Below are 24,458 nucleotides of genomic sequence, written 5' to 3'. Positions count from 1 at the left end.
ATGACAATAAGATATACCCTAAAGCTTGCGCACATTAACGACACTCATTCACATTTCGATCCTTCGCGGGTGCAATTTTTACTTACTGAGCAACAAAAGCAGTATGAAGTGTATAGCCACAGTGGCGGCTATGCGCGCATTGGCTATCACATAGATAGTGCACGCAAGCAGGCACACGCCTCACAGCAATCCTTCTTATTTCTCCATGGCGGCGACAGTTTTCAGGGCACCCTTTATTTTAATCAATTTAAAGGTGTGGCCAATGCGGACCTATTAAGGCGACTGAGCCCAGATGCTATGGTGCTGGGCAACCATGAAATTGATGCGGGCAATGGTCCTGTAAAAGATTTTCTCGACGCTATCGACTTCCCACTATTGGCTGGCAACATGGATTTAAGCCAAGAAGAGGCCAATAAAGAGGCACCGCTGAGAAATCATCCACGCCTATTTGACTATATCCATCAAGAGAAGATTGCCAAAACCTTACTTAAACCCCTTGGCGACACTCAAATGGCGATCATGGGCATCACTCTAGATCAAATGAAGGTAATCGCACGTCCCGATGATGACACCTTGTTTGCTAACGCTATCGACACCACGCGTAACACGGTTAATGCATTACATCGCCAAGGAATAAATCACATCATTGTGCTGAGCCATTTAGGCTGGGACATGGATAAACAACTGGCGGCGGCAGTTGATGGCATTAGCCTTATCGTCGGTGGTCACTCGCATACCCTGCAAGGTGACTTTGCCAAGCTAGGCATTAACGCCCTGCCCTATGGTGAGCGCGTCAATAACACGCCTATTTTACATGCCGGCAAATACGCCGAAACGCTGGGGCTGTGTGATATCGAATTTAATGCCCAAGGTGAAGTTATCGCCTTAAGTGGCAGTAACTATTTTATGCTCGATAAACACCTACTGATCGAATCAGAAGAGCAAGTCAGTCCCGAGGTTTATCAGCAGCTGTGGCAGCAACTCGATACCCATCCTCATGTATTGTGGGATGAGCAAAACGATGAGATCCACAAGGTGATTGTGCAACAATATCGCCCAGCGATCACCGCGCTCGAACATCAAGTGCTGGGTTTTATTCCTCGCAACTTAGTTCACACCCGCTTACCCAGTAAAGCGCTGCCCCACGGCAGTGAGATCGCCCCTTGGGTATGTAAAAGTATTTATCATGAAACCAAGCGTCTGCATACTGAACTCGACTTTGCGCTGCACAACGCGGGCGGCGTACGCCAGTCACTAAATAAAGGGCCGGTGACGATGGCCGATGTATTAGGCCGCTTGTTGCCCTTCGCTCTACCGCTGGTGCAGTACCGCATTCAAGGGCGGTTTTTGTTCCAAACGATTGAGTCAGCAATTAACTCGGCAACCAATAACAGTATTTCTGGCACCGGGGCCGGTAGTTTTCCGTACACTTACGGTTTGCGCTATTGCTATGATGGCCGCCGCGCCATTGGACAGCGGATCCTCAAACTCGAAGTGTTAAGGATCCAGCATGAGCAGAAGCTATGGTATCCAGTGAACATTGATGACTATTATTATGGCGTATCATCCACTTATACTGCCTCGGGCAAAGAGGGCTACCATCCTCTGCTTGAGGCGCAGTGGCAACAGCCTTTAGATGAATTAACCCTGCCTAATGCGTTTATTCGCTTTATGGAGCGTGAGCAAGGGTTGAACGGACTATTAACACCGCAAATCGAATATACCAGCCACTTGTGGCCTTAGCTTAATACAGGATCACGACAGCGTTTTTGACAGATAGAAGGCTTGGAACACTTGGCCACACTTCTCTTGATAACGCTTGTGGTGCAAGTTAAAGCCTTGGGACATAAATAGACCGTGTGACACTCTTGAGGCATCGACACTCAAACGGTTAACGCCCGTTTGCAGCGCCCACTGTTCAACGGCTTGGTACAATGCCCTTGCGATTCCCCTACCTTGATATTCTGGCAGCACATATAAGCTGTCGATATAACCGCGGCTATAATAATGGGTTTCGACATTAATAAACCCAACACAAAGCCATTGCTCACCAACACATTGCTCAGTATCAACCATTAACCAGGCTGCCGATCGCGTTAAGCGTTTATGCCAATGGTAGGTCGATCTCGGCGCCGCGGACCAAGCTTGTTTTTGCGCCGCGCTGTAATGACACTCCGCAATCTGTTGCACCGCATTATGGTAAAGTCGACTGACTTGTAAGGCATACCCCGCCTGATAAGGGATCACACTGTACATGGATGATTAAGGTAGGCTTAAAGTGAGGCTAGTTTGCATTAAATTGAGGCAAAAAAATAGCACCGATAGTTCGCATATCGGCGCTATTTAAGAGGAGAAGTCGCGCGATGGGATTACTTTTTGTCGATACGACCAACAAACAGTAATTCATCAAAGGTGCGATTCAGTGTTTTGCTGGTGAAATCATTCATCCACATCTGCTCTTGCACCACAACCACATCACCTTTGGTTAATTCGACCTGAGGGCCTGCTGCCCAAAAAGTTTTATCGGCTTGCTTAATCTGTACATAGGTGTAACCACCGGCATTCATGGTGTCGACGACTTTACCTTCATGTACGATACCTGCAGCCCATGCGCTAGAGATACCCAGAGCCAAAGTTGCCACGGCAACCAAGCGTACTAATTTAGCTATCATCATATTTCCTTATCTAATTTAAGATCACCTCAGCATTAAAGCATGGCTTAAGTGATAAATCTTTAGGCAATACGGTGAAATTGCCTAACAATACTAAAGTTTTAGAGCAAGCTCTCATTCCCCAATATTAGCTTTACTGTTTGGGAACTAATAACGGAGCTAACATTCCCTCTAACCCATTGAGTTTGATCTCATACATCAATGCCAACTGCTGGCCTAACTTACCTTCAGGAAAGCCTTTGCTGTGAAACCACACTAGATAGGGTTCGGGCAATTCAAGTAGTTTACGTCCAGCATACTTACCAAACGGCATGGTTTGATTGATTGCCTCAAGCAATAGCTTGTCATCCATTAATTGATACTCTCTGGTCTAATCGTGCATAACAACCATTGGAACATAAAGCGCATTATCTGCCTAGCGACAGATAATGCGTCATCCCCCCCGCTCATATTTTACCCACAATAGATATATTAAATTGGAATTAAAAATTCAAAAACAAAACAATATTGCATAACAATCAAGGCAATTGCACATCTAGGTGACATGCTTAGTTTGGCTTACTGACACTATTTCAACACCAGCACAATATAACATACTGTTAATAAACATTTTATTTCAAAACGACTCTATAACATCATCGGTGCCAACTTTTTGCCACTTGCTCATTAAGGTCAATATTATGACAGATGTCATTAGGTAAAAAAGCGTCAAAATTCATACAGTTGACGAATATAGTATAAGTCCCTAAATTGTTTAACAGCATCAGTTTTACGAGTTGAACACCTCAGGTAAACCACCATAGTGTGGGCAATTCGCAAGCGGGATAAATGAATAGTATCGGCAGTCAGTGCGGTCGAGAGGAATAAGATGATCATTTTAATTGGCGGTGAAAAAGGTGGCAGCGGCAAGAGCTGTCTAGCCCAAAATATAGCAGTATTTCTTACAGTGGAATGTGGCGCCTCAGTTATTATGGTTGACTGCGATCCCCAGCGCACCACTTCAGACTGGATCCAAGCGCGCAATAATAACAGTGGTTTAGCCGGCATTAATTGCGTGCAACTGTACGGCAAAATTCGCAACGACCTACTCAGCCTCGAACAACACTATGATTATGTTCTCGTCGATTGTGGCGGGCAAGATAACTTAGCGCTGCGCGCTAGCATGTCAGTGGCCTCGCATGTATTGATGCCTCTCAGACCGAAACGCCGCGACCTTAAAACAGTAAGCCATATGGATGATATCGTCGCCACCTGTATGATGATTAACCCCAATATGCGCGCTTCATTTGTGATCACTCAATGCCCGAGCTTGCCTAATCAGGCTAACCGCATTATCGAAGCCAAAGAGGTTTGCAAAACTTACGACATTAACGTACTCGATGCGATCACTTACAGCCGTAATATTTATGATGACAGTGAGGAATCAGGGCTTTCTGTAATGGAAACCCAGCCTAAGGGCAAAGCCGCTGACGAGATCCGCAGTATTGCTTGTGAAATGTTGCAAGCTGCTAGCGCAACCGAAATACGTAATCGTCTCGCCGAAAAACAGATGGATAAGCTAAGAGGTAACTATGGGACTGGCCGATCTCAAGAAAAACTCTACGCCGTGTGAACGAGGCGATCGTCAACGACGTGCCAAACAGGTTTCGTTAGATGCATTGATTAATGACTTTATTAATGATGCTAATCATTACGCCAGCGGACGCCCCGAGCAAGCCCGCACCATGGCGCAGGTGATTGAACTCGAAACAGGCTTTAACGGCTTGCCGGTGCAAGCCATAAAGCCCGCAAGTGCTAACCAGCCGGAACGTATTAGAGGGGCGGCGCCCTATCGAAAAGCGACCTTTACCTTGAGTGAGTCCGCTATCGCCCATTTGGCAGAATTAGCCAATGGTTGTGATATGGCTAAATCTAAATTAATTCGCTTTTTGATTGAGCATCATTACTCACTCAGTGCCATTGAGCGTCGACAAAAAGAGCTATCGATTAACGTCGATTGACCTAAACTGTCAGGCTAATACTGATTACAGTCGCTACCATTTAACACTTAAAATCCAGTATTGAGTGCTTATTGTTCTGGGCATGCCAATATCGTCACTGCCAATATTGGCATAACGCTCCATGCTTCTACAAGATCATCAACAATCAAGCATTCGATTTCTTCCAACCTTTTCTGGCAGTGAACTTTCCCAAATAGTTAATCCACACTGCCAGCTTTTTTTGTCTATGCATTGCCCCATGTTGCTTACCATTAACACGGCATTAATACCTATTAAGCAAGAGCTGCCCAAAGCACAATTTACACCATGACGGGGTGGTGGCGACAAGAACGCGTCACGTATTAATACAATTCACATCGCCCCTTGAAAATCGCCATTACGCCCAAATATTAGTTATATTGAATTAAGGAGATTGAAATGCTGGCGATTTTCCTCATCGTGCTGCTAAGCGGTATGGCCATTGGCTACATTTCATTCAAGCCAGCGTATGTCAGATTTAAACGACACCAAATTAACGCCCAAGCCTTTCCTAGCCATTGGCGTGCAATTCTCAAACGGCGTATGCCCTACTTTCGGGCTTTGCCGAGTGACTTACAGTTACAACTTAAACAACACATCAAGATTTTTATTGCAGAAAAACAATTTGTTGGCTGCCAAGGTATCGTTATTGACGACGAGATCAAGGTCACCATTGCAGCGCAAGCCTGCTTGTTATTGCTCAATCGACCAACTGATTATTTTCCCAAACTAAAACAAATATTGGTCTATCCAGACCTCTTTGTCGTTAACAACTCACAGCGTAATAGCGACGGCGTTGTATGGGATAGGCAAAATATATTATCAGGAGAATCTTGGGAGTTTGGTAAGGTAATTCTGTCATGGGATACCACAAAAGACGATGCCGCTTCACCAGATAATGGCCATAACGTGGTGATCCATGAATTCGCCCACCAGCTAGACCAAGAGGATGGTCACGCCAACGGTGCACCTATTTTAGCCTCCCCCCAAGATTACACCTCTTGGTCTGAGGTAATGCGGACAGAATATGAAACCTTGCAGTATCAAGCAGAACATCGACTGCCCTCGCTGTTTCACTATTACGGCGCGACTAACCCCGCCGAGTTTTTTGCGGTGGCAACCGAAACTTTTTTTGAGCAGCCACAACAATTTCATCAACAACACCCAGCGCTATATCAGCAGATGAGTCACTTTTTTAATCTCGATCCCGTCAACTGGCATTAGTTGGGGCTCAGTCTTAATAACGTTAACGACCTAATGACATCGACAAACACACGTTAGTGAGTTGGGTAAAGTGGGTAAAACGCTCAAAGTCATCTTGAATAATTGGCCTATCCGAGCTGTGCCGATCCGCATACAAAATACCAATCACTTTATTGTCGATGATCACTGGAGCCAACATAAACCCCGTAGCCGAGGTATGCTCAATTAACTCGCTCGTGGTAGGTAAACGCCACTTATCCGCATAAGGATTATCGATAAACAGCGGCAATTTACTATCAATACAGTCAGAAAAGACACTTTTACGCGGCTGCAGCTCAATAAGTAAGTCATGCTTCATCGACTCGGCGTTATCCCCCAACACGATACGCGGTTGCAAACGCTTACGATTAGGCGATAGCAACATGACGCTACACCGGTCAAGCCCGATCCCCATTAGCATCCCCTCTAAAGTAATGCCAATGACCTCATTAAAGTGAGCGCGACTGATGGCGCAATCGGTTAATTGCCGTAGTTTACTCATTTGGATTGAGATATTGGGCTGTCGCACCTCATGCACTGCACTTCCCTGCGCCATCGGTAGCGCTAATACTTTGGCGCTAGGTAAATAATCCACTAACACTTTGGCGCCATAACTGTCGGCTAGTTTTTGGGTGGCATCACTACATCTGCGCATCTGGCCTTTAAATTCATCGACATCAATAGCCAACATATCGGCAGCCTGCTTAATGCGTTTATTCAGCAGCGCAATATCGATAGGGTTAGCCTGCATCTGTTCACTGATCTTATTGGCTAAAAAAATCGCCCTAATCTCTGGCATGCGATCATCGGGTTGAGATAAAGACTTAACTAATACATCACCTAAACCCCAACTTCTTGCTATGCCTATCGACAATTGATTAAATGAAGTACCTAGATGCTCGCGCACCCGCGCGCCTTGCAATGCTGGCGCAACGCCTAATAAATCGGCGTCGAGTCGCTCGGTGATCTCCCCTCCCATACTCCAAAAGGCGCTTTCACCTAAGTGATAGAGCAACGCGGCAACAAACACCTCCTCCTGTAACTCTTCATCGTGTTCACTCAACATCATTTTAGCCAGCATCGCAGCTTGAAAGGCACGCGCCATTAAACGCAACAGACGTTGGTATACCGGTTCAGATAATCCCTTGTTATCTAATAGGCTACTGAGCAATTTCGCGGTGATACAGATATTACGAATAGTATCGAAACCTATCACCACAGCTGCGCGGCTAATCGTGGTGACATGGGAGATCCCCTTATTATATATCGCACTGTTCGCCACCCGTAATATGCGCGAAGTTAACGCATTATCGTGCATCACACTGCGACCTAAAATGGCTAAGGAGGAGGTATCATCTTTGGCTAATGTCTCTAACGATTTAACCATGGATGACAGCGCAGGCATCTCTTGCTCACTGATCCGCTTGGTCCAATAATCGGTGCCTTTACCAGGATTAACTGCCTTCAATGGTTACTCGACTCAAATGGGGGAAAGAATGTCATCGCGTCATAAGCCGACGAAAAGTCGTAAGTAAGTATAGACACAAAAAATCGCAACATAACAGCTACATATCCACGAGGGTGAATACTTTTGCATCACATCACAATTTCGCCTTTCGCTTTATCCCGCTGGCTGTGGATAATAGCAAGCATGATAAACCTTATAGCGTAGCCATAACCCCTAGTATAAGGTTAACAAGCCAACATCATTGGTGAGAATTAAGGACATAAAAAAGGCGACTCAAGGTAGGCCGCCAAAACACGCTAAACTAACTATCCAAATTGGATGGTAATAAAAACCCCCGCACTGCACGTAGGACACAGTGCGAGGAACAACCGCTGTAAACTACAGCAAGTCGAAAAGGTTACTCTTAAAACTGATCTTCTTCGGTAGAGCCCGTTAGAGCCGTGACTGAAGATTGACCGCCTTGAATAACATTGGTCACTTTATCGAAATAACCAGTACCCACTTCTTGCTGGTGCGCCACGAAGGTATAACCTTTCTTCGCCGCGGCAAATTCCACTTCTTGTACTTTTTCAACATAGTGCTTCATGCCTTCGCCACGAGCGTAGTCATAAGCAAGATCAAACATGTTGTACCACATGTTATGAATACCGGCTAAGGTGATGAACTGGTACTTATAGCCCATGTCAGACAAGGCTTGTTGAAAACGTGCGATAGTGGCGTCATCCAAGTTTTTCTTCCAGTTAAATGACGGTGAGCAGTTATAAGCAAGCAACTGATCTGGGTATTGCGCATGGATTGCTTCAGCAAAACGACGTGCTTCTTCTAGATCGGGCTTAGCGGTTTCACACCAGATAAGATCGGCATAAGGTGCATAAGCCAGACCACGCGAAATCGCTTGCTCGATACCCGCATTCACGCGGTAGAAACCTTCAGATGTACGCTCACCAGTAACGAAATCAGCATCGTATGGGTCGCAATCAGAGGTCAGCAGATCTGCCGCATTAGCGTCGGTACGTGCAATAACCAGCGTTTCAACGCCGCTTACATCGGCCGCAAGACGTGCAGAAACCAGTTTCTGTACCGCTTCTTGAGTTGGTACTAGTACTTTACCGCCCATGTGGCCACATTTCTTCACTGACGCTAGCTGGTCTTCAAAGTGAACGCCGGCCGCACCCGCATCAATCATATTTTTCATCAGCTCGTAAGCATTCAACACACCACCGAAGCCGGCTTCAGCATCGGCAACGATCGGTAGGAAGTAGTCAGTATAACCTTCATCTTCAGGGTTAATTTCGTTGCTCCACTGAATTTGGTCAGCACGACGGAACGAGTTATTGATACGTTGTACTACTGCTGGTACTGAGTTAGCGGGGTATAACGACTGATCAGGGTACATGGTGCCCGCAAGGTTGGCATCGGCCGCAACCTGCCAACCTGAAAGGTAAATGGCTTCGATACCGGCTTTAGCTTGTTGTACAGCCTGACCACCAGTTAAAGCACCTAACGAGTTAACATAGCCTTTTTTCGCGCCGCCATTAACCAATTCCCATAGCTTGGCAGCACCGCGAGTTGCAAGGGTATTTTCTGGCACAATCGATCCGCGTAAGGCGACTACTTCTTCCGCTGTGTAAGGACGACGAACGCCTGCCCAGCGAGGATTTTCAGCCCAGTCCTTTTTTATCGCATCAATTTGCTCTTGACGTGAAATCTGTGTAGCTGCCTTAGTCATAATCATCTCCATTTGTATGTTAGGATTCAGTGCCAATCAATACTGCTTAATTCCAAAGGCGCTAAATATTGCGATTTGGGGTAAACCATTTACCCCATTTATTCAAATTAAATTAGTAAGTTAAATCATTAAAGCTCGTCAGCCTGGGTTAAAATTTCATAGCCTGGTAGTGTTAAGAAGTCGACCAACTCATCTGAAGTGGTGATATCCTCTAACAGTACAGCTGCTTGAGTGTAGCTGCCGCGAGTAAACCTATCGGGCCCGACTTCAAGCTTAACGTTGGCTAATTCCTCTACGAGCATCTCTTTGAATAACTCCTTCGTCACTAGTTTGCCGTTGGACAACTTCTGCTTATGTTGGATCCACTGCCAAATAGAGGTTCGAGAGATCTCAGCAGTGGCCGCATCTTCCATCAAGCCGTAAATCGGCACACAACCGTTACCGTTGATCCAAGCTTCGATATATTGCAGGGCAATGCGGATATTGAGGCGCATACCGGCTTCGGTTCGCTCACCGTCACAGGGTAATAGCAGATCTCGGGCTAAAATCGGGGCATCCACATCACGAGTAATATGCAACTGGTTGACATGATCTTCACCAATATATTCGTTAAAAATACCCATCGCCGTATCGGCAAGGCCAGGATGCGCAACCCAAGTACCGTCGTGACCGTTACGCGCTTCAAGCTCTTTATCACCACGCACTTTGGTCAATACCGCTTCATTTTGCGCCGGATCTTTAGCGGGAATAAATGCCGCCATTCCGCCCATGGCTAAGGCACCACGCTTATGACATGTTTTAATTAAGAGTCGAGAATAAGCACTCAAAAATGGCTTATCCATGGTGACGGCTTGTCTGTCAGGCAATACACGATCAGGATGGTTTTTAAGGGTTTTAATGTAGCTAAAGATATAATCCCAACGACCACAGTTAAGCGCGACGATGTTTGAGCGCAGCTCATAAAGGATCTCTTCCATTTCGAACACTGCAGGCAGAGTTTCAATCAAACAAGTACATTTGATGGTGCCCGGTGTTAAACAAAAACGTTCTTCGACAAAGGCAAATACCTTAGCCCACCAACGCGCTTCAACATGGCTTTCAAGCTTAGGAATGTAAAAATAGGGGCCACTGCCCTTTGCCAATAGTTGATGGTAGTTATGATAAAAATAGAGACAAAAATCGAAAAGCGAACCAGGAATAGGCTTACCGTTAAACTCGACATGCTTTTCAATAAGGTGAAGACCTCGTACGCGGCACACCAGCACTGCAGGATCGTCTTTTAAGGCATAACGCTTACCCGTTTCTGGAGCGGTAAATTCAATCTCTCCGCGCACCGCATCACGTAAATTGATTTGTCCGTCAATCACCTTAGACCAACTTGGTGCTAGCGAATCTTCAAAATCGGCCATAAACACTTTAACGTTAGCATTCAGGGCATTGATAATCATTTTGCGATCAACCGGGCCGGTTATCTCAACGCGGCGGTCGGTTAAATCGTCAGGAATACCACGGATTTGCCAGTCGCCGTCTCTAATAGCGCGAGTTTCAGGCAAAAAGTCAGGTAAACTGCCACCATCAATCACCGCTTGCTTAGCTTTACGTGCAGCCAACAAGCTAGGCACCTCATCGGCAAATTGACGACATAACACTTCGAGTAAACTTAACGCACCTTCATTAAGTATCGTATCTTGTCCTTCAACACTTTCACCCGTAATGCGAATGGATGTGTCCGTGTGGTCTTTATTTAATACTGGTTCATTCATCCTAATATCTCCCGAGTGCATAGCGTCTTATGTAAGCTCTAGTTTCATTTGGTTATATCTGTTGTCAGTCAATATTGGCAGCTTTTGTTAAACTAAGGTTCACAACAATGGTGCACAACAATTAACATCGTTCGTCCACTAACATGGCAATCTTGTAAATGTGTGCGAGTGTTACAAATGGACTACACATGTACCTTTTGAACAAAACCTACTAACAAAAGGTTGTATTTGCAACAGTCACCTTGAGCAGAAAATGAATCACACAGCACCTTTCATTGGCCAGAAAATTGGTATGACCAAACCAAAAACCCCAGACAAGACATTAATTTAAAACGGAATAATTAAACACCTCAGCTATATTGGATAGCAAAAACTTAAGTTGTCTGACAATTTGACCAACACCCCCAAGCTGTAATTAACAACGTTAATTAATTACACCGCGTAACACTAAGATTACACAGGATGTGCACGCCGCCACCTTAACTTTCTGTTAACCCTGTTTTGATTAACGTTAAAGGTAATTAGCAAAAACCGATACAGATCAGATGGATGACTGTAAAATTAATCAACAACAAATAAAACACCCGTTTCATTATTACGTTTACGTAAAGGTTATCGCATCACGAAATAGCGTGAGTTAACATTACCGCAACGTTTGTCGATCAACATCACAAAAAACATTGGTTAATCGGTATTTATTTTTAAATTTATCTATATTCCATGCTCTGTTAAGCACTTATCATTTCGAGTTATTTGAAGCAGACTTACCTAGCAGGCTAATGGAACAACATAGGATGATGTGTCGATAAGCAAGACATCTTCATGGCGAAAGCTCTAATGCGGTTAAATTTATGCTACTAACCTTCTCCCTTAGTCACCAATACAGAAGTTAACTTGCAGTTGTATGAATATCTATTACTAGCCTCTACAGCGACAAAGCTTTTAAGATTCAATACCTAAAACAGTAACCTCCTTTTAGGCTTAGTGCTGCTGACTTGCTGCACAACACACCATAAATAAAAAAGTAGAGTACGGCTCTCCACATCGAGTCGAGAGAGCGATAACGAATAAACAGTAAGGTCGACAATAGACTGAAAGCGGAATCGATATGATTACACCACGAGGGTCTGCGAGAGATTAATAAGCTCAATGGGACTGAGAAAGGAGATCTGTGAATTAATACAACTATGTAGCAATAAAGCTTATGAGGCCGCTTGAGTAATATCAGCCACCATGGACATGGTATCTTGATACTCAACCACTGCATTACGGCCTTGTGACTTAGCTTGATACATAGCGATATCAGCGCGCTTCATCATAGGATCAAGACTTAAATCAGTCTCTATATTGGTCGTCACACCAAAACTGGCAGTGATCACTAACTCTCGGGAATGAGGCTTGGTATTGATAGACTCAATTGCCGCACGGCACTGCTCTGCAAAGTGGATTGCGACCTCTGCATTATAGTCGGGCAAAAATAGCGCGAACTCCTCCCCGCCCATACGTACAAACAGATCGCGGCTTTTCAGTAGCGGGCGAACAACTTCAACAACATTTTTTAATGCCCAATCGCCAGTACTATGACCAAGGGTGTCATTAATCGCTTTAAAATTGTCGAGATCAAACATCACCACACTAAACATTCCTTGACGGGCGATAACATCAATAAACAGATCTTCAGCCAAATCTTGCCCGGTACCGCGGTTAAATATCCCCGTTAACGGATCAAGTTCAGAGACACGTTTGTATTTACGTTTTTGCACAAACATGGTTGTGCCAAAAATAATAAAAAACACCGAACATCCTAGTGCAACTAACAGCGCCATGCTTTCTTTATATCGTTGCAACTCAATCACTTTTTGCTGCGCGGTATACAAGGCCCTATCTTGATTGAGCATCTTAATTTCACGTGTTTTTTCAACGTTATCAAACCTAGCTAATTGGTAGGCGTAAGCCTTAGCTTTAGTTTCGTTATGTAATGTTTCGCTGATATCTTGATAGCGATTCAAATAACCATACGCTAACTCAAACTCACCTCTTTGTTGCGATAAGGCGGCCAACACTTTGTAAGCGTCTTTTTGATATTGAAGGTTAATGCCATCGTTAGGCGCCGCAATCACAAGATCAGCATAATATTGAGCTTGCTGCGACAGGCCTAAATCATGATAGGCGACCGCCAATAATGAATGAATATGGTTAATCTCAACTTGATACTGAAAGGGTTTATAGGCTTGTAGCGCCTGATCTAAAAAGCGAATGCTGGACTCGATATTTCCCCGCTTAAGTTCAACATCGCCTAAGCCCTTGATAGACATTGCTTCAATCATAATAAAATTATTATCACGACAATAATTCATGCTGTCATTGAACTGCGCATAAGCACTATCAAGCTGCTCTTTTTTCAACTTAGCCACCGCTATATATAACAAGCCGTAACAGTGGTTTTTGGGATCTTGACGGTTATTAAGACGTAACGCCTGATTCGCGTAGGTTTCTATCTCTTCCCACGCCTCCATTTCAAGGAACAATGCTGCAAGGCGCAAATAAGAACTGACTTTTAACTGTACATCATTTAATGACTCAATCCGGCTAAGGTTGGTCTCCATAACATCAAGCGCTTGTGAAAAAGCATTTAAACCAATAAATGCGGTGGCCTTGTACAGATAAATCGACGTCAGCATGGTGTCGGAGGGAAATAACGCTTCCGCTTGATTTAGCATCGAAAGCGCGCGGTGATAATCGGATTGATAAATATGGTAAACACTATTCAATACCCAAAAACGGGCTTGTTGCTGTGATGAAAGCTCAGCGAATTGGGGCTCAATCTGCTGCTGTATCTTTTCAAAATCGGCGGGCCTTGACGCAACGGCAGTTTCAAGTGCATCAAGTGAGGTATCAATATTTTGTAGATCGTCGGCGACCACGGCCTGCGACAAGACCATGGTTAGCACAACAAGAAATACGCTATAACGTTTCAATTTATTTTTTATCTTTAGGTGCATACACTATTTGATATACCACGCTTTGCTTACTAGGCCCAATGAGGCGATCGATTCTTGCTTTGTCGCCTGACATAATGGCGTCTATCGCTTCATCATCTAATCCATTGGCTCTCATCACTCCTTTGGGATCACGCTGATAAGCCTCTAGCAACGCAGCGTCAGATCCTAACCTTTCAAAAAAATCATTGATTGTTGCCATCTATTACTCTCCATTTTTATTATTTAATTCAACATATTCCGTTAGTTTTTCCCATATCAGCCTAAGTCTGCGGCAGTAATACCCAATTTAGCCAATACCGCATGATTCACCCTTAACGCTTGCGCGGGGGGGATAAGCAAGGTCGTTATAGGGCTTAATGCTGCGCTGGGTAAATCTTGTAATCTTAAATACTCCTTACGGGCGACTTGTATCGGTAAATTAGGGGCTTCGTATAACACCACTTCATGGTCAAGCGGATACCACTGGTTTAGCTGCTCTACCAATATTTGCAGTCTCTCGGCACTGGTATGAAATTGAGTCATTGTATGCTCACCAGCAATACCTATTTGCCAAAGCAGCAAATACGCCGCCGGATCGGGAGTATGGCAATAAAACATAAATTGACTCGCCTCAAAGCTCTGGTGGCCTGAGTCACCAGGGTCAATCCCCATATCAGCCCATAAACATGCCTCTGCCGAAATACCCGGCTCCATCTTTGCGCTAAACCCTAGTTGTTGAACACTAGCAATAGCCATATGTGATACAGACGCAAACACACCAGGATGGCCATAAAGCGCGCACACTACCTTTTTATTGGCACACACTTCATCAATAATGGCATCAACCATTTGTTGGTAACTATCACGACGATTTTTAACTTCATCGCCTTGAGCATAAAAACATTGTAAGGAACGCACATCATCATTAAGCGACTCAAGCCAATATTGTGCAAAATGATCTGGCACTAGCGAAAAAACCACATCGGCCTGCTCAATATAACTCTTACTTATCAAGCTGATCTGCCCAGCCAAATTTAGCCCTGTACCCACACACACTAAACTACCGACACCACAATTAGGCTTCATAGCTATTTCAATTCCATCATGACATTAATCATCGGCCTTTCAGTTCAGACAAATAACGAACTCTACTCGCTCGAGTTATATGCAGCATACGCCTACTAGACGCAACCACAAAAGCTACACACTTAATTTACCACATTCCTTAACAATGCAAACATAAGATAACAAATCGATTAAATCAAAACGTCAACATGATGCCTGTTTTAGATAGAGACTCCTTCGTAATGATGAAACTTATCCGCTTTATGCCTGTCAGACCCAACATTCAACTCTGGCTATTACGATAGAGCATTTTCTAACAACAGCTTGTTTTATCTGCATGCGTCTTATCTGATTAATAACGATAGCGCTTGTCAGCAAGGTGATAGCTTGGGTATTATGACTGGCAGATTTTTAGGGAAGTAGCGCATTCAATGACAATAAAAAAACATAGCATTACTCTAATCGGTGTCGCCGCATTGTCACTTTCACTCAGTGCATGTAGTGTCTTCGATTGGTTGGTTTATAAACCTGATGTGCCTCAAGGCAACTATATGGAAACCCAGCAGGTCGAAAAACTCCGCATCGAAATGACCAAAGAACAAGTTGAGTATATTTTGGGTCGCCCCGTACTGCGCGATAGTTTCGCAGACGACACTTGGTACTATGTCTACCATTACAAAAGTGGCCGTGACGCCAGCATCATTCATAAAGAATTAGTGCTGCATTTTGAACAAGATAAACTGACTAAAGTGGTTGGCGACTATGAATTATCGTCAGAGTTTACGACGCCACTAGAGCAAAGCTCTCTACCAGAAATAAGATCTTTAGTCAGCGAACAAGGTGACTTGGTACCACTCAACCCTGAGCAACGACCAGACACTAAACCATTAGTTGAAGAGCAAAAAACACAAGAACTGAATAAACAGCAAGAATTTGAATAACACAGTTAGGCTCGTTTAACTAAGTTCATTTAGCAATGAGTGACGCTTACTTTAATAAAAAAGGTTCTTATCGCATCAGCGTAAGAACCTTTTTTATTGCCTTCCACCAAACGAATTTGGCTATCTTACCCGACCACCAGTAATTTTATTGGCGCGGCCCTCATCTTTAGCTTTTTCAGCACGCTTACGGCGCACATCTTTAGGGTCGGCAATTAACGGACGATAAATCTCCACCCGCTGCCCAGGCTCTAGCACCTCATCATGCTTAACAGCACGACTAAAAATCCCCAGCTTTACATTTTCAAGATCTATCTCAGGAAAAAAACGGCACATATCACTTTGTTTAACCGCTTCAATACACGTAGTGCCAGGAGCGACCGTTACCGTAATACGCTTCTGTTGTGTCGGCAGTGCATAGATCACTTCAACCGCAAAATTCTCTTGTTCTATCATCGCGACTCAACTTCCTTCAGTAAACTAAGATTGATAAACGACTTTTGCTCGGCTAGTAAAAGCCGTGACCATAGATGACATGAGTTCTTTAAACACCTTGCCAAATGCCATATCAACCATGGGATTAGAAAACTCAAAATTGAGCTCAAAATCGACCTTACAGGCATCTTCGGTTAATGGCGTAAATACCCAGCAGCCGTTTAAATGTTTAAATGGACCATTTTCTAACGCTAATTCAATACGCTCACCGGGGATAACCTGATTTCGAGTGGTAAAGGTTTTACTGATCCCCGCCTTGGAAACATCGACCGAGGCGACCATGGTCTGACCGTCAAATTCAAGGACTTTGCCACCAACGCAGCCAGGTAGAAACTCTTTGTAAGACTCAACATCATTTACTAGCTCATACATCTGCATCGCACTAAAACGCACTAATACACTGCGGGAAATCTTGGCCATATGCTTGCTTTACCTAACACCATCGGGCTGACAAATAAAAATCTGACCGCAATTTTAACACGACCAGCCTTAAGGATCACCTATGCTACACCGCCCAAAGGAGAACAAAAATCCATCACCAAATTCACTAAACCCAACAAAAAACAGAAATAATGTGTTCAGCCAATTCCAAATTAAATTGCCGCGCGTATAATAGCGGTCTATGGCTAAGAAAAACGCAAAAAACTCAAAAAACCCATCAGCGACGATTGCACGCAATAAGCGCGCGACTTTCGATTATAAATTTGAAGAAAAATTTGAAGCTGGTTTGTCCTTAATGGGCTGGGAAGTAAAGTCGATTCGAGTCGGTAAAGTAAACCTGTCCGAGAGCTATGTGTTCTTGCGTAATGGTGAGGCTTATCTGTTCGGTTGTACCATTACCCCACTTAATACAGCATCAACCCATGTCGTATGCGATCCGATGCGCGACAGAAAGCTGTTGCTTAATCGTAAAGAGCTGGACAAACTTCAGGGGTTGGTCGACCGTCAAGGTTATTCCATTGTGCCTATCTCTATGTATTGGCGCAAAGGCGCCTGGGTAAAAATTGAGATTGGCCTAGGTAAAGGCAAGAAAGAACACGATAAGCGCGATGATACTAAAGAGCGCGAGTGGAAGATTGAAAAATCTCGTACGATGAAAAAAGCCGTTCAACAGTAATCCTAGATAATCTACTGTTTAAATAGGTAAAACGTACAGATAAACAACAATCGATTGTAAGCGCTGGATTAATCCTTGGTAATAGAGGCATTCACGGTTACAATCAAATTGTACTGGGGGCGATTCTGGATTCGACAAGATTCACGAAACCCTAGGAGCATGCCGAGGGGCGGTTGGCCTCGTAAAAAGCCGCACAGTTATAGTTGCAAACGACGATAACTACGCTCTAGCAGCTTAGGCTAGCTAGCCATCTTGCTCACGTTTCTCAAATGGGCAGAGTAATAAGATGGTCACCTTTACATTTGATAGCGAGGGAACCACGTTCAGGGGTGAACCGCGAAACAGTACTGAACTCGCCAATTGCAATCCTGTCTTTCGGAGTGTACTTGGTTAACCAAAAGAGAGACTAAGCATGTAGCGCCGAGGATGTAGGCTTTTTGGACGCGGGTTCGAGCCCCGCCGCCTCCACCAACAAAACCAAGGTTAGCAATAACCTTCAAAAGGCCGCTAAACCCCTACCAGACGGGTTTAGCGGCTTTTTTGTATCAGTCATTTACCGGCGCAAGTGTTACTGAAGAAGTGAGTATCAAGACTGGTTTTATTAATCCGCAGCCGAGCTTTAATAGATAAGTTAGCGCCTTGATAGCGGTTTACGATGATAGAGTCGCTGGCGTCGGTCGTTAAAACTGAATATTTATAAATATTGCAGTCTATGCAATGACATTAACGCTAACAGCGTCGCTAAATTAATGACAACTCTCAGCTTGAACCGCCACTAGCATGCCACCTAGTCGCAACCCCAGAAACAACCAGACTAAGCCATTAGCACAAAGAAACAGCACTGTGCGTTGCCAAAAAGGCAGTGACCATTGCCGTGCCCAGCGCCAAGCCAATAGGCTTGTCCAAGCGATGCCTGCCCACAAAATGAACCCAAGCAAACTTAATGCTGGTGCACCTCGAGCAATATTCCAACTCCACTCCGGTAACATCAAGCCCGTCAACTGACCAAAACCACGCCATAATTGCGGCGCTCCACGCACCATAAATGACAGCAATCCATGGGAAAGCAGTAAACATAAAATCATCGGGGTATTCACCGCCACCATAGCCGGCATAAATTGAATCGGAGCCTGACGATTAACCCTACTGGCAAAGGCGGCCATTGCCGCCATCCAGCACAGGGTGAGCGCGATAGCGAACAACATAATGACTAAAGAGGCGCTTTGAAACCAAGTGGGTAACGTCAATAACTGGTTAAACCACTCAGCAAAGCGATTCCAGGGCAAATCAGCATGCAAGACACTGTTATCCCAGCGATGTTTCAGCTGACTTTGCACCACAACTAACGCCGCTAATATGAGGTAAGCCAGCACATAAAATCCCCCTCTGCCGCGCTTATTCTGTGGTTGTAAACTCGGTTGTGGCTTTGCTTTGTGCCTAGGTAACCATGCCAATGTGAGCTGCTGGCACTGACCATAACACTGCAAACATAGGTGGCAGTCGCTAATGGGCTCAATATAGGCCTTATGCACCGTTAACTGTTTAGGGCATGCTCGGCTACATTGCACCGTACTACATCCTTGGCATGCCTGTGCATTCGCCGTTAAGCCTAAGCGACTTAAATGGCTAAAACACTGATTTATTATGGTAAAAGGGCAGACGCTGCGGCAAAAGGGCGCATGACGATAATAGAGAGACAGACCAATACACATAAGGAGCAGGCTACTAAACGCGAGTAAGGTGGCGATAAGCGGCAAGCGAGTAAACCCCACAGTTGCCGCATCCACCAGCCAGTAACCACCGACCAACACGGTTAAGCTAATGGCACCATGTTGCAACCAACGCGGTAGTCGCCGCTGGCCATAGCGCTTACTCAGAGTGCGCCCGAGCGTACCTAGCGGACAAATACTGCAAAACATTGAGCCGAACAACAGCAGGCTCGACACCGTTAGGAGTGGCCAGAAAAATCCCCAAAATAGACTTTTAATCCACAGTTCACTGCGTTCGGGCAGCAACCAACCCGACATTAACGTGACTAAAAACAACACCACAACCAACCACTGCACTAGGGTTAAGCCGAAACGGTTTGCACATCTGTTCATCTTAACGCCTTAAAAACGATAGTTAACGGTGGCGTTAATGTGGCGACCCGGTTGGCTGTAACGATCAATATTGAGTTGCGCATCGGCTTTAAGCCCTGCAACGTTTCCAAATAACCAATATTGTTCATCCGTCAGATTATTGAGCCCCAACTGCAGCCGACATTGTGTTGAGACTTGCCAATATCCCTGTAAATCGAGGGTCAAATACGCTGGTGCTGTTAAATTGTCTGGCGAACTCCAATCGTCAGCAGCTTTATGGTCGGCATATTTAGCAAAGAGCAATGCGCCCCACTCGCTCGAATCACTGTCGAACCCTAAGGTCATGCTGGCATTAAAGGGAGCCACACTGTCAAGCGGCCGTTGGGTACTGAGGTTTTCGCCATCGGCCCAGGCCAGCCCCATACTCAGATAGCTGCCCGGTAAAAGTGGCTCTAAGGCTAACTCGGCTTTCAGTTCAATGCCTTGTATTTTAGCGCGGCCAACATTTTGATATTGCTGATGGGAAGGGTACGCACTGTCATCGACAACTGTATCGATAAAGTCACGAAAATCATTGTTAAATAAGGCTAACTCGGCACTGAGCCTTGACGAGAAGTAACGCAATCCGAGTTCATAATTCACACTGTATTCCGCATCTAAATTGGGATTGGCGTCTAAAATAACGTGAGGAAGTTCGAGCTGATAATAGAGATCGTATAAAGATGGGGCTCGATAACCACTATTTACTGTGGCATAGGTCGACAAAGCATAATTAACCCGATATACCACACCAGTATTGAAGGTCACGGCATTACTATGATGGGACGCTAAATCGCCATCGGGCTCAGCTTGGTGATCATCAAACCGTACGCCGAAATCCCAGTGCAAAGGCAGGCTGTCGATATTCAGGCGCTGTTTAAAAAAGAGGCCTGTACGTAAAGATGTCGCATTGGGCATTAGCGTGGTGCTGTCACTGTGTAACCCACTTTGCAGCTCAATATCTTCATAGAAGGTATTAAACTCACTGCGCACAACCGATAATCCATAGCTCAATTGCTGAGTCATTGTCGAATAGCTCAAGAACTTATCAAACTGACTGTGCAATTGCAGATTATTGTCTTTTCGGTTACGCACCAGTACGCACCCTTGCAAGCAATCGGTATTTTTAGTGCGGTAGTTATCGTTATCCGTGTGCGCTTGCTGCCAGCTAAGCTGCAACTGACTGCTATCAAACCAAGCCATATCGGCTTGCCACTCATGACTGGCGGTTAACCGTAATCGTTGTTGCTGGCTGTCTAGGCTATTTTGACTGTATACGGTATCTGGCGCACCGCGGCGACCTTCGACTCGATAACCTTCCATCGACAGTAGTTCGCTCTCGCCATCAAGCTTGAACATTTCAACGGTTAAACTTAGTTGCTGCTCATCTAGCTGTGCAATGCCTTTTAACAATAGATTGTGGCTTAAGTAATCGGCAGGATCGGCCCGCCCTCTTGTTACACCCACGACATCGATCCCATCCTTATGGGTGAGGGTTTCTTGGCTATCACGTAGCGTATAAATTGCCATCCCTTGCCAGCCGCTTGCATCGTAAGCAGACTCCCATGTGGTTTTTATGCCGTGGTTTTCGCCACTGTATCCGCCGCTGATAATGAGCGCCCGCTCATTTCCCTGTAGCAGATCATCAGGGTTTTTAGTGCGTAGCATCACCGCCCCACCAATAGCGTCACTGCCGTATAAACTGGATGCGGCATTTTTATTGATCTCGATGGCAGTTAAGGTATCGAGTTCAATATTATTGGCATACTGATTAATCACACTGGTGTGCGGCGAACCACTACCCGCTTTAAAAAAAAGCGGCTGCTCGACTCCGTCTATCATGATTTTAACGCGATCATCTTGCATGCCTCGGATATTAAAACTACCCAGGCCAAATTTACCTATCCCAGCCATATAAACGCCGGGTTCGGCCTGTATCGCATCTTGTAGATTGTTCGCCATATGCTTTTTCATCGTCTGTTCATCGATACGTGTCACGCTACCACCTATCTCTGAAATCGCCGCAGCGCTACGACTGCCTACAATGACAATAGTTTCATCGACGTTAGCCGCCATGACAACAGAAGTAGAACAAAGGAAAAGAGCGAATGGCGCCCCAAATAAAACCGAATTCGTCACGTTGATATCTCAGTAGGTTATCGATGACGTGAGTATAAACAGCAGCTTTTCGCCAGAGAATGCGACACATTGCCGCAGCACAATTAACCTTTTGTTTTAAAAGTATTTATTGATAAAAAGGAAATCTACAAATGAGAGGTGACACACAAAACAATCAATAGAAAAGTAAATAAATCTTTGAATATTAATAAAAACTACTTCACTTTAAGCTAAATACTATCTAGGTTTTACATTCAATAATGCTGTACAGATGATGAAAGGGCAATGAGATGAAAAGTGACCGACAATGGCAGCTTAGCCAATAAGCCTAATTAAGGTGTTACTTTTACAGTAAAGCCAACAAAATAAGCAATATATAAAACAAGGGGCGACACGATTAACCTTATTCTGGCTTCATCATGTCAACCCCAGTGCTATGGCAGATACGCTACGCTTGGGCGATATTGTCGCGCACCCTATTAGCAAGCTTAAGTGTTTACTCTTTGTGAGTCGGCAGTTTGATGTGAAACACCCGCTAACACCAACAAGCCAGCCAAGATGCCCAGGTTTTTAACGAAGTTTTGCATCTCATGTGCGCCCTCTACCCCGCTGAAATTCCAAAAGTCATGCAAGCTAAAGTTAATCACGACAACCAAACCAGCCAATAGCAGTGAAACCAATCCGGTGTAACGATTTAAGATTAACGCTATTGCCGCTGTAATTTGAAATACACCCGCGGCGGCTAGTAGCACTGGTATCATCACCATGTTGTGCTTTTGCATCAGCGCCACATGCATATCCCAGTTGATGAATTTCATCACCCCAGGTAACAAGAAATAGAGTGCAAGTAGCACCCTGCCGATAGTGACAAATATAGGGGCCATATTATTCAACATGATTCTCCATCAATAATAGAAATTGCCAAGGCATTACAACTGCTGACCATTAACTTGCAAACTCACATCGATATTGTTACGTACCGCATTCGAGTATGGGCATACTTGGTGAGCCGTGGCGACTAATTTAACCGCTTGTTCTTGTGGTAAATCCAGCATCACGCTCAACGCCACGCTTAAGGCAAATCCGCCTTCGGCACGCGCACTAATCCCAACATTAGCCGTCACTGGCGCTTGCGTTAAATCGATTTTAGCTTCGCGGGCAACGTGTAAAATCGCATTGGAGAAACAGGCACTATAACCTGCGGCAAACAGTTGCTCTGGGTTTGTGGCTTCGCCACTGCCGCCCATCTCTTTTGGATAACTCAGCATGAGTGCTAGTTTGCCATCATCTGTGGCAACATGGCCGTTGCGTCCGGCACTCGCTGTGGCGCTGGTTTGATATAAGGTTTGCATCATTTTCTCCTTCAATAGAATCGTCGCATTAGGGCATCATCAATGGGTAAGGTATTGGCTCAACGGTAAATAATTGCCTCGTTCACCTCAGTCACAACTAAGTTGTGCGCAATTAAGAGAGCTATTTATAACAACAAAACAAGAAGCGCACAAACAAATTGTACACAATTAGATCTATTGTATTGAGATTGAGTTTATCGAAAAAACCGTTTAATGCTCATCAGCACCAACCGAGTCGCCACACGGTTTTGTCTTTTAGTTCACGCCAATTGATGGGGTATTGCTTGTGACTTATCACCGCCTCGATAATACACAAGGTGATATTGCGTTGTTCATCAAACTCGACTTCCACAATGGTAAAGTGCTTTTCTTTATTCATCGGCACTGTCTTGGTCCATTTACTGTGAAGCAGTTTTTTAGGGCTAAATAGGTTCATGCTCTGTTTTACGTGTTAAACACTGATTCAGTTCAGTAACTGGATAAAAAACCTGTGCGATAGAGCAAATGTAGTGAAAAACAAATAATGTAATCGGAACTAGGGAAGCTTGAGCCATTCAGTGACTCATGGACGACAAAAAGAGCTTGTTAGATGCTCACTGCTTGATAACTGCAATAGGTTGCTTGATAGGGTTGTCACTTTTACTAAAACGTGCCTCCGAGCAGCGCATTAGTACTCGGCGTATTATCATCTACGTCCACAAACAAAAAACCACCCGTGAAGGTGGTTTTTTGTTATCAATAAAGCTTATACCAGTTTCATCTCTTGAATGATTTCATGAGCGATTTCTGGCGTAGTGCTGACGGGTTTTTCGTGCAGATCGGCCTTGAGTTGCCCTTTTCTATGCTTGAGCGCTGCATCAAGTTTCTTGGCTGCAGTCGCTATAGCCGGATACATCACTTCACCACAACCTGAAGCTGAGATTCGGCTACCTTCGTAATTTGTTCTAAGTTCGGCTTGATACTCGCCATGTTCTTTGGAAATAATGACATCGAGTGAGATTAGCGTCGGAAAATGTGTCGCGATTTTGGAAAACTTTTGATTCACATGTTCTTTGATCGAATCGGTAATATCAACGTGGTGACCTGAAAGATTTATTTTCATAGGTTTTCCTTTTAAAAATGACTTCAATAATGAACTTGGGGCGGCTAGCTGAAAAACAAGTCGCTGATGCGATTTTTTCAATCTGACCTCAATTAATCATGGGTCAAAAACCAGTAGATATCCATTCATTGCCCTACTTCATATGTAACGCCGTTACCACTTAAAAGCAAGCCTGTTTGTTTAGATATTGATGATAAAGCCGCTATATCACTCATAAACGGATAAAACTAAACAAAATTTAATCATGTCCCTCTTGAGATAACAGCATAAAAGCGTTT

23 protein-coding genes and 1 other RNA gene are annotated in these 24,458 nt (G+C 44.6%); 7 read left to right on the top strand and 17 right to left on the bottom strand.

Annotation, left to right across the window (positions count from 1 at the left end; genetic code table 11):
• Entirely contained in the window at positions 1 to 1,743 is a 1,743-nt protein-coding gene (locus AC5YBX_RS05140; protein WP_494519706.1) for a bifunctional metallophosphatase/5'-nucleotidase, read from the top strand.
• Between the two features lie 12 nt (positions 1,744 to 1,755).
• Here the strand turns inward: AC5YBX_RS05140 and AC5YBX_RS05135 are convergent, their stop codons facing one another.
• From AC5YBX_RS05135 to AC5YBX_RS05125, 3 genes are all read right to left on the bottom strand, one after another.
• Positions 1,756 to 2,256 carry a GNAT family N-acetyltransferase gene (locus AC5YBX_RS05135; protein WP_494519707.1) on the bottom strand — a complete coding sequence of 167 codons (501 nt, stop codon included), beginning with the start codon at positions 2,254 to 2,256 and terminating at the stop codon, positions 1,756 to 1,758.
• Positions 2,257 to 2,369: 113 nt separating this feature from the next.
• On the bottom strand, positions 2,370 to 2,672 hold the full coding sequence (locus AC5YBX_RS05130; protein ID WP_475516942.1) for an NrfJ: 303 nt from the start codon (positions 2,670 to 2,672) through the stop codon (positions 2,370 to 2,372).
• A 133-nt stretch (positions 2,673 to 2,805) separates the two neighbouring features.
• Entirely contained in the window at positions 2,806 to 3,024 is a 219-nt protein-coding gene (locus tag AC5YBX_RS05125) for a DUF3820 family protein (protein WP_494519708.1), read from the bottom strand.
• Positions 3,025 to 3,540: 516 nt separating this feature from the next.
• On the opposite strand from AC5YBX_RS05125, the gene AC5YBX_RS05120 reads away from it, so the two are divergent.
• From AC5YBX_RS05120 to AC5YBX_RS05110, 3 genes are all read left to right on the top strand, one after another.
• Positions 3,541 to 4,284: an AAA family ATPase gene (locus AC5YBX_RS05120; protein ID WP_494519709.1), complete on the top strand. Its 744-nt coding sequence runs from the start codon at positions 3,541 to 3,543 to the stop codon at positions 4,282 to 4,284.
• The gene (locus AC5YBX_RS05115; RefSeq protein ID WP_494524471.1) at positions 4,244 to 4,672 is read left to right on the top strand and encodes a CopG family transcriptional regulator; all 429 of its coding nucleotides are present in this window, start codon (positions 4,244 to 4,246) and stop codon (positions 4,670 to 4,672) included. Before AC5YBX_RS05120 ends, AC5YBX_RS05115 begins: the two co-directional genes overlap by 41 nt.
• 417 nt (positions 4,673 to 5,089) lie before the next feature.
• Positions 5,090 to 5,914, top strand: a complete 825-nt coding sequence (locus AC5YBX_RS05110; RefSeq protein WP_494524470.1) for a M90 family metallopeptidase — start codon at positions 5,090 to 5,092, stop codon at positions 5,912 to 5,914.
• A gap of 22 nt (positions 5,915 to 5,936) precedes the next feature.
• Here the strand turns inward: AC5YBX_RS05110 and AC5YBX_RS05105 are convergent, their stop codons facing one another.
• From AC5YBX_RS05105 to AC5YBX_RS05080, 6 genes are all read right to left on the bottom strand, one after another.
• Entirely contained in the window at positions 5,937 to 7,337 is a 1,401-nt protein-coding gene (locus AC5YBX_RS05105; RefSeq protein ID WP_494524796.1) for an HDOD domain-containing protein, read from the bottom strand.
• 466 nt (positions 7,338 to 7,803) lie between these two features.
• Positions 7,804 to 9,129, bottom strand: coding sequence for an isocitrate lyase (gene aceA, locus AC5YBX_RS05100; RefSeq protein WP_494524469.1), 1,326 nt, complete (start codon positions 9,127 to 9,129; stop codon positions 7,804 to 7,806).
• A gap of 128 nt (positions 9,130 to 9,257) precedes the next feature.
• Entirely contained in the window at positions 9,258 to 10,892 is a 1,635-nt protein-coding gene (aceB, locus tag AC5YBX_RS05095; protein ID WP_494524468.1) for a malate synthase A, read from the bottom strand.
• 1,202 nt (positions 10,893 to 12,094) lie between these two features.
• Positions 12,095 to 13,870, bottom strand: coding sequence for a GGDEF domain-containing protein (locus AC5YBX_RS05090; protein WP_494524467.1), 1,776 nt, complete (start codon positions 13,868 to 13,870; stop codon positions 12,095 to 12,097).
• A 1-nt stretch (position 13,871) separates the two neighbouring features.
• Positions 13,872 to 14,093: an RNA-binding protein gene (locus AC5YBX_RS05085; protein ID WP_494524466.1), complete on the bottom strand. Its 222-nt coding sequence runs from the start codon at positions 14,091 to 14,093 to the stop codon at positions 13,872 to 13,874.
• A gap of 56 nt (positions 14,094 to 14,149) precedes the next feature.
• Entirely contained in the window at positions 14,150 to 14,959 is an 810-nt protein-coding gene (locus AC5YBX_RS05080) for an SAM-dependent methyltransferase (protein ID WP_494519716.1), read from the bottom strand.
• A gap of 410 nt (positions 14,960 to 15,369) precedes the next feature.
• Between AC5YBX_RS05080 and AC5YBX_RS05075 the strand changes: the two genes are divergently transcribed.
• Positions 15,370 to 15,879 carry an outer membrane protein assembly factor BamE gene (locus tag AC5YBX_RS05075; protein ID WP_494519717.1) on the top strand — a complete coding sequence of 170 codons (510 nt, stop codon included), beginning with the start codon at positions 15,370 to 15,372 and terminating at the stop codon, positions 15,877 to 15,879.
• A 120-nt stretch (positions 15,880 to 15,999) separates the two neighbouring features.
• Here AC5YBX_RS05075 and AC5YBX_RS05070 read toward each other — a convergent pair whose 3' ends face one another.
• Both AC5YBX_RS05070 and AC5YBX_RS05065 read right to left on the bottom strand, forming a co-directional pair.
• A complete protein-coding gene (locus AC5YBX_RS05070; protein ID WP_494519718.1) occupies positions 16,000 to 16,332 on the bottom strand; it encodes an RnfH family protein in 333 nt (110 codons plus the stop codon).
• A 24-nt stretch (positions 16,333 to 16,356) separates the two neighbouring features.
• Positions 16,357 to 16,791 (bottom strand): type II toxin-antitoxin system RatA family toxin, encoded by a 435-nt coding sequence (locus AC5YBX_RS05065; protein WP_475516210.1) that lies wholly within the window; start codon positions 16,789 to 16,791, stop codon positions 16,357 to 16,359.
• Between the two features lie 202 nt (positions 16,792 to 16,993).
• Between AC5YBX_RS05065 and smpB the strand changes: the two genes are divergently transcribed.
• Positions 16,994 to 17,488 (top strand): SsrA-binding protein SmpB, encoded by a 495-nt coding sequence (smpB, locus tag AC5YBX_RS05060; RefSeq protein WP_475516211.1) that lies wholly within the window; start codon positions 16,994 to 16,996, stop codon positions 17,486 to 17,488.
• Between the two features lie 115 nt (positions 17,489 to 17,603).
• Positions 17,604 to 17,959: a transfer-messenger RNA gene (ssrA, locus tag AC5YBX_RS05055) on the top strand.
• A 275-nt stretch (positions 17,960 to 18,234) separates the two neighbouring features.
• Here the strand turns inward: ssrA and AC5YBX_RS05050 are convergent.
• The 6 genes from AC5YBX_RS05050 to hpf all read right to left on the bottom strand — a co-directional run bounded on the left by AC5YBX_RS05050 (position 18,235) and on the right by hpf (position 24,180).
• Entirely contained in the window at positions 18,235 to 19,590 is a 1,356-nt protein-coding gene (locus AC5YBX_RS05050; protein WP_494519740.1) for a 4Fe-4S binding protein, read from the bottom strand.
• Positions 19,591 to 19,599: 9 nt separating this feature from the next.
• Entirely contained in the window at positions 19,600 to 21,747 is a 2,148-nt protein-coding gene (locus AC5YBX_RS05045; RefSeq protein WP_494524465.1) for a TonB-dependent hemoglobin/transferrin/lactoferrin family receptor, read from the bottom strand.
• Between the two features lie 467 nt (positions 21,748 to 22,214).
• On the bottom strand, positions 22,215 to 22,622 hold the full coding sequence (locus AC5YBX_RS05040) for a DoxX family protein (protein WP_494519742.1): 408 nt from the start codon (positions 22,620 to 22,622) through the stop codon (positions 22,215 to 22,217).
• A gap of 33 nt (positions 22,623 to 22,655) precedes the next feature.
• Complete coding sequence (gene ohr / locus AC5YBX_RS05035) at positions 22,656 to 23,078, bottom strand: organic hydroperoxide reductase Ohr (protein WP_494524795.1); 423 nt, start codon at positions 23,076 to 23,078, stop codon at positions 22,656 to 22,658.
• A 220-nt stretch (positions 23,079 to 23,298) separates the two neighbouring features.
• Complete coding sequence (locus AC5YBX_RS05030) at positions 23,299 to 23,514, bottom strand: TIGR02450 family Trp-rich protein (RefSeq protein ID WP_494519743.1); 216 nt, start codon at positions 23,512 to 23,514, stop codon at positions 23,299 to 23,301.
• 309 nt (positions 23,515 to 23,823) lie between these two features.
• On the bottom strand, positions 23,824 to 24,180 hold the full coding sequence (gene hpf / locus AC5YBX_RS05025; RefSeq protein WP_494519744.1) for a ribosome hibernation-promoting factor, HPF/YfiA family: 357 nt from the start codon (positions 24,178 to 24,180) through the stop codon (positions 23,824 to 23,826).
• Between the last annotated feature and the right edge of the window lie 278 nt (positions 24,181 to 24,458).

The organism is Shewanella sp. 492, from assembly GCF_059338445.1.
This window is presented reverse-complemented; position numbering and strand designations above follow the sequence as displayed.

What these genes read in the sequence shown, in the direction of transcription:
- AC5YBX_RS05140 (WP_494519706.1), top strand. Translation starts at nt 1, where the DNA reads ATGACAATAAGATATACCCTAAAGCTTGCGCACATTAACGACACTCAT.
- AC5YBX_RS05030 (WP_494519743.1), bottom strand. Translation starts at nt 23,514, where the DNA reads ATGAACCTATTTAGCCCTAAAAAACTGCTTCACAGTAAATGGACCAAG.
- smpB (WP_475516211.1), top strand. Translation starts at nt 16,994, where the DNA reads ATGGCTAAGAAAAACGCAAAAAACTCAAAAAACCCATCAGCGACGATT.
- AC5YBX_RS05110 (WP_494524470.1), top strand. Translation starts at nt 5,090, where the DNA reads ATGCTGGCGATTTTCCTCATCGTGCTGCTAAGCGGTATGGCCATTGGC.
- AC5YBX_RS05085 (WP_494524466.1), bottom strand. Translation starts at nt 14,093, where the DNA reads ATGGCAACAATCAATGATTTTTTTGAAAGGTTAGGATCTGACGCTGCG.
- AC5YBX_RS05040 (WP_494519742.1), bottom strand. Translation starts at nt 22,622, where the DNA reads ATGTTGAATAATATGGCCCCTATATTTGTCACTATCGGCAGGGTGCTA.
- aceA (WP_494524469.1), bottom strand. Translation starts at nt 9,129, where the DNA reads ATGACTAAGGCAGCTACACAGATTTCACGTCAAGAGCAAATTGATGCG.
- AC5YBX_RS05135 (WP_494519707.1), bottom strand. Translation starts at nt 2,256, where the DNA reads ATGTACAGTGTGATCCCTTATCAGGCGGGGTATGCCTTACAAGTCAGT.
- aceB (WP_494524468.1), bottom strand. Translation starts at nt 10,892, where the DNA reads ATGAATGAACCAGTATTAAATAAAGACCACACGGACACATCCATTCGC.
- AC5YBX_RS05065 (WP_475516210.1), bottom strand. Translation starts at nt 16,791, where the DNA reads ATGGCCAAGATTTCCCGCAGTGTATTAGTGCGTTTTAGTGCGATGCAG.
- AC5YBX_RS05130 (WP_475516942.1), bottom strand. Translation starts at nt 2,672, where the DNA reads ATGATAGCTAAATTAGTACGCTTGGTTGCCGTGGCAACTTTGGCTCTG.
- AC5YBX_RS05125 (WP_494519708.1), bottom strand. Translation starts at nt 3,024, where the DNA reads ATGGATGACAAGCTATTGCTTGAGGCAATCAATCAAACCATGCCGTTT.
- hpf (WP_494519744.1), bottom strand. Translation starts at nt 24,180, where the DNA reads ATGAAAATAAATCTTTCAGGTCACCACGTTGATATTACCGATTCGATC.
- AC5YBX_RS05070 (WP_494519718.1), bottom strand. Translation starts at nt 16,332, where the DNA reads ATGATAGAACAAGAGAATTTTGCGGTTGAAGTGATCTATGCACTGCCG.
- AC5YBX_RS05105 (WP_494524796.1), bottom strand. Translation starts at nt 7,337, where the DNA reads ATGCCTGCGCTGTCATCCATGGTTAAATCGTTAGAGACATTAGCCAAA.
- ohr (WP_494524795.1), bottom strand. Translation starts at nt 23,078, where the DNA reads ATGCAAACCTTATATCAAACCAGCGCCACAGCGAGTGCCGGACGCAAC.
- AC5YBX_RS05080 (WP_494519716.1), bottom strand. Translation starts at nt 14,959, where the DNA reads ATGAAGCCTAATTGTGGTGTCGGTAGTTTAGTGTGTGTGGGTACAGGG.
- AC5YBX_RS05075 (WP_494519717.1), top strand. Translation starts at nt 15,370, where the DNA reads ATGACAATAAAAAAACATAGCATTACTCTAATCGGTGTCGCCGCATTG.
- AC5YBX_RS05115 (WP_494524471.1), top strand. Translation starts at nt 4,244, where the DNA reads ATGGGACTGGCCGATCTCAAGAAAAACTCTACGCCGTGTGAACGAGGC.
- AC5YBX_RS05120 (WP_494519709.1), top strand. Translation starts at nt 3,541, where the DNA reads ATGATCATTTTAATTGGCGGTGAAAAAGGTGGCAGCGGCAAGAGCTGT.
- AC5YBX_RS05050 (WP_494519740.1), bottom strand. Translation starts at nt 19,590, where the DNA reads ATGAACAGATGTGCAAACCGTTTCGGCTTAACCCTAGTGCAGTGGTTG.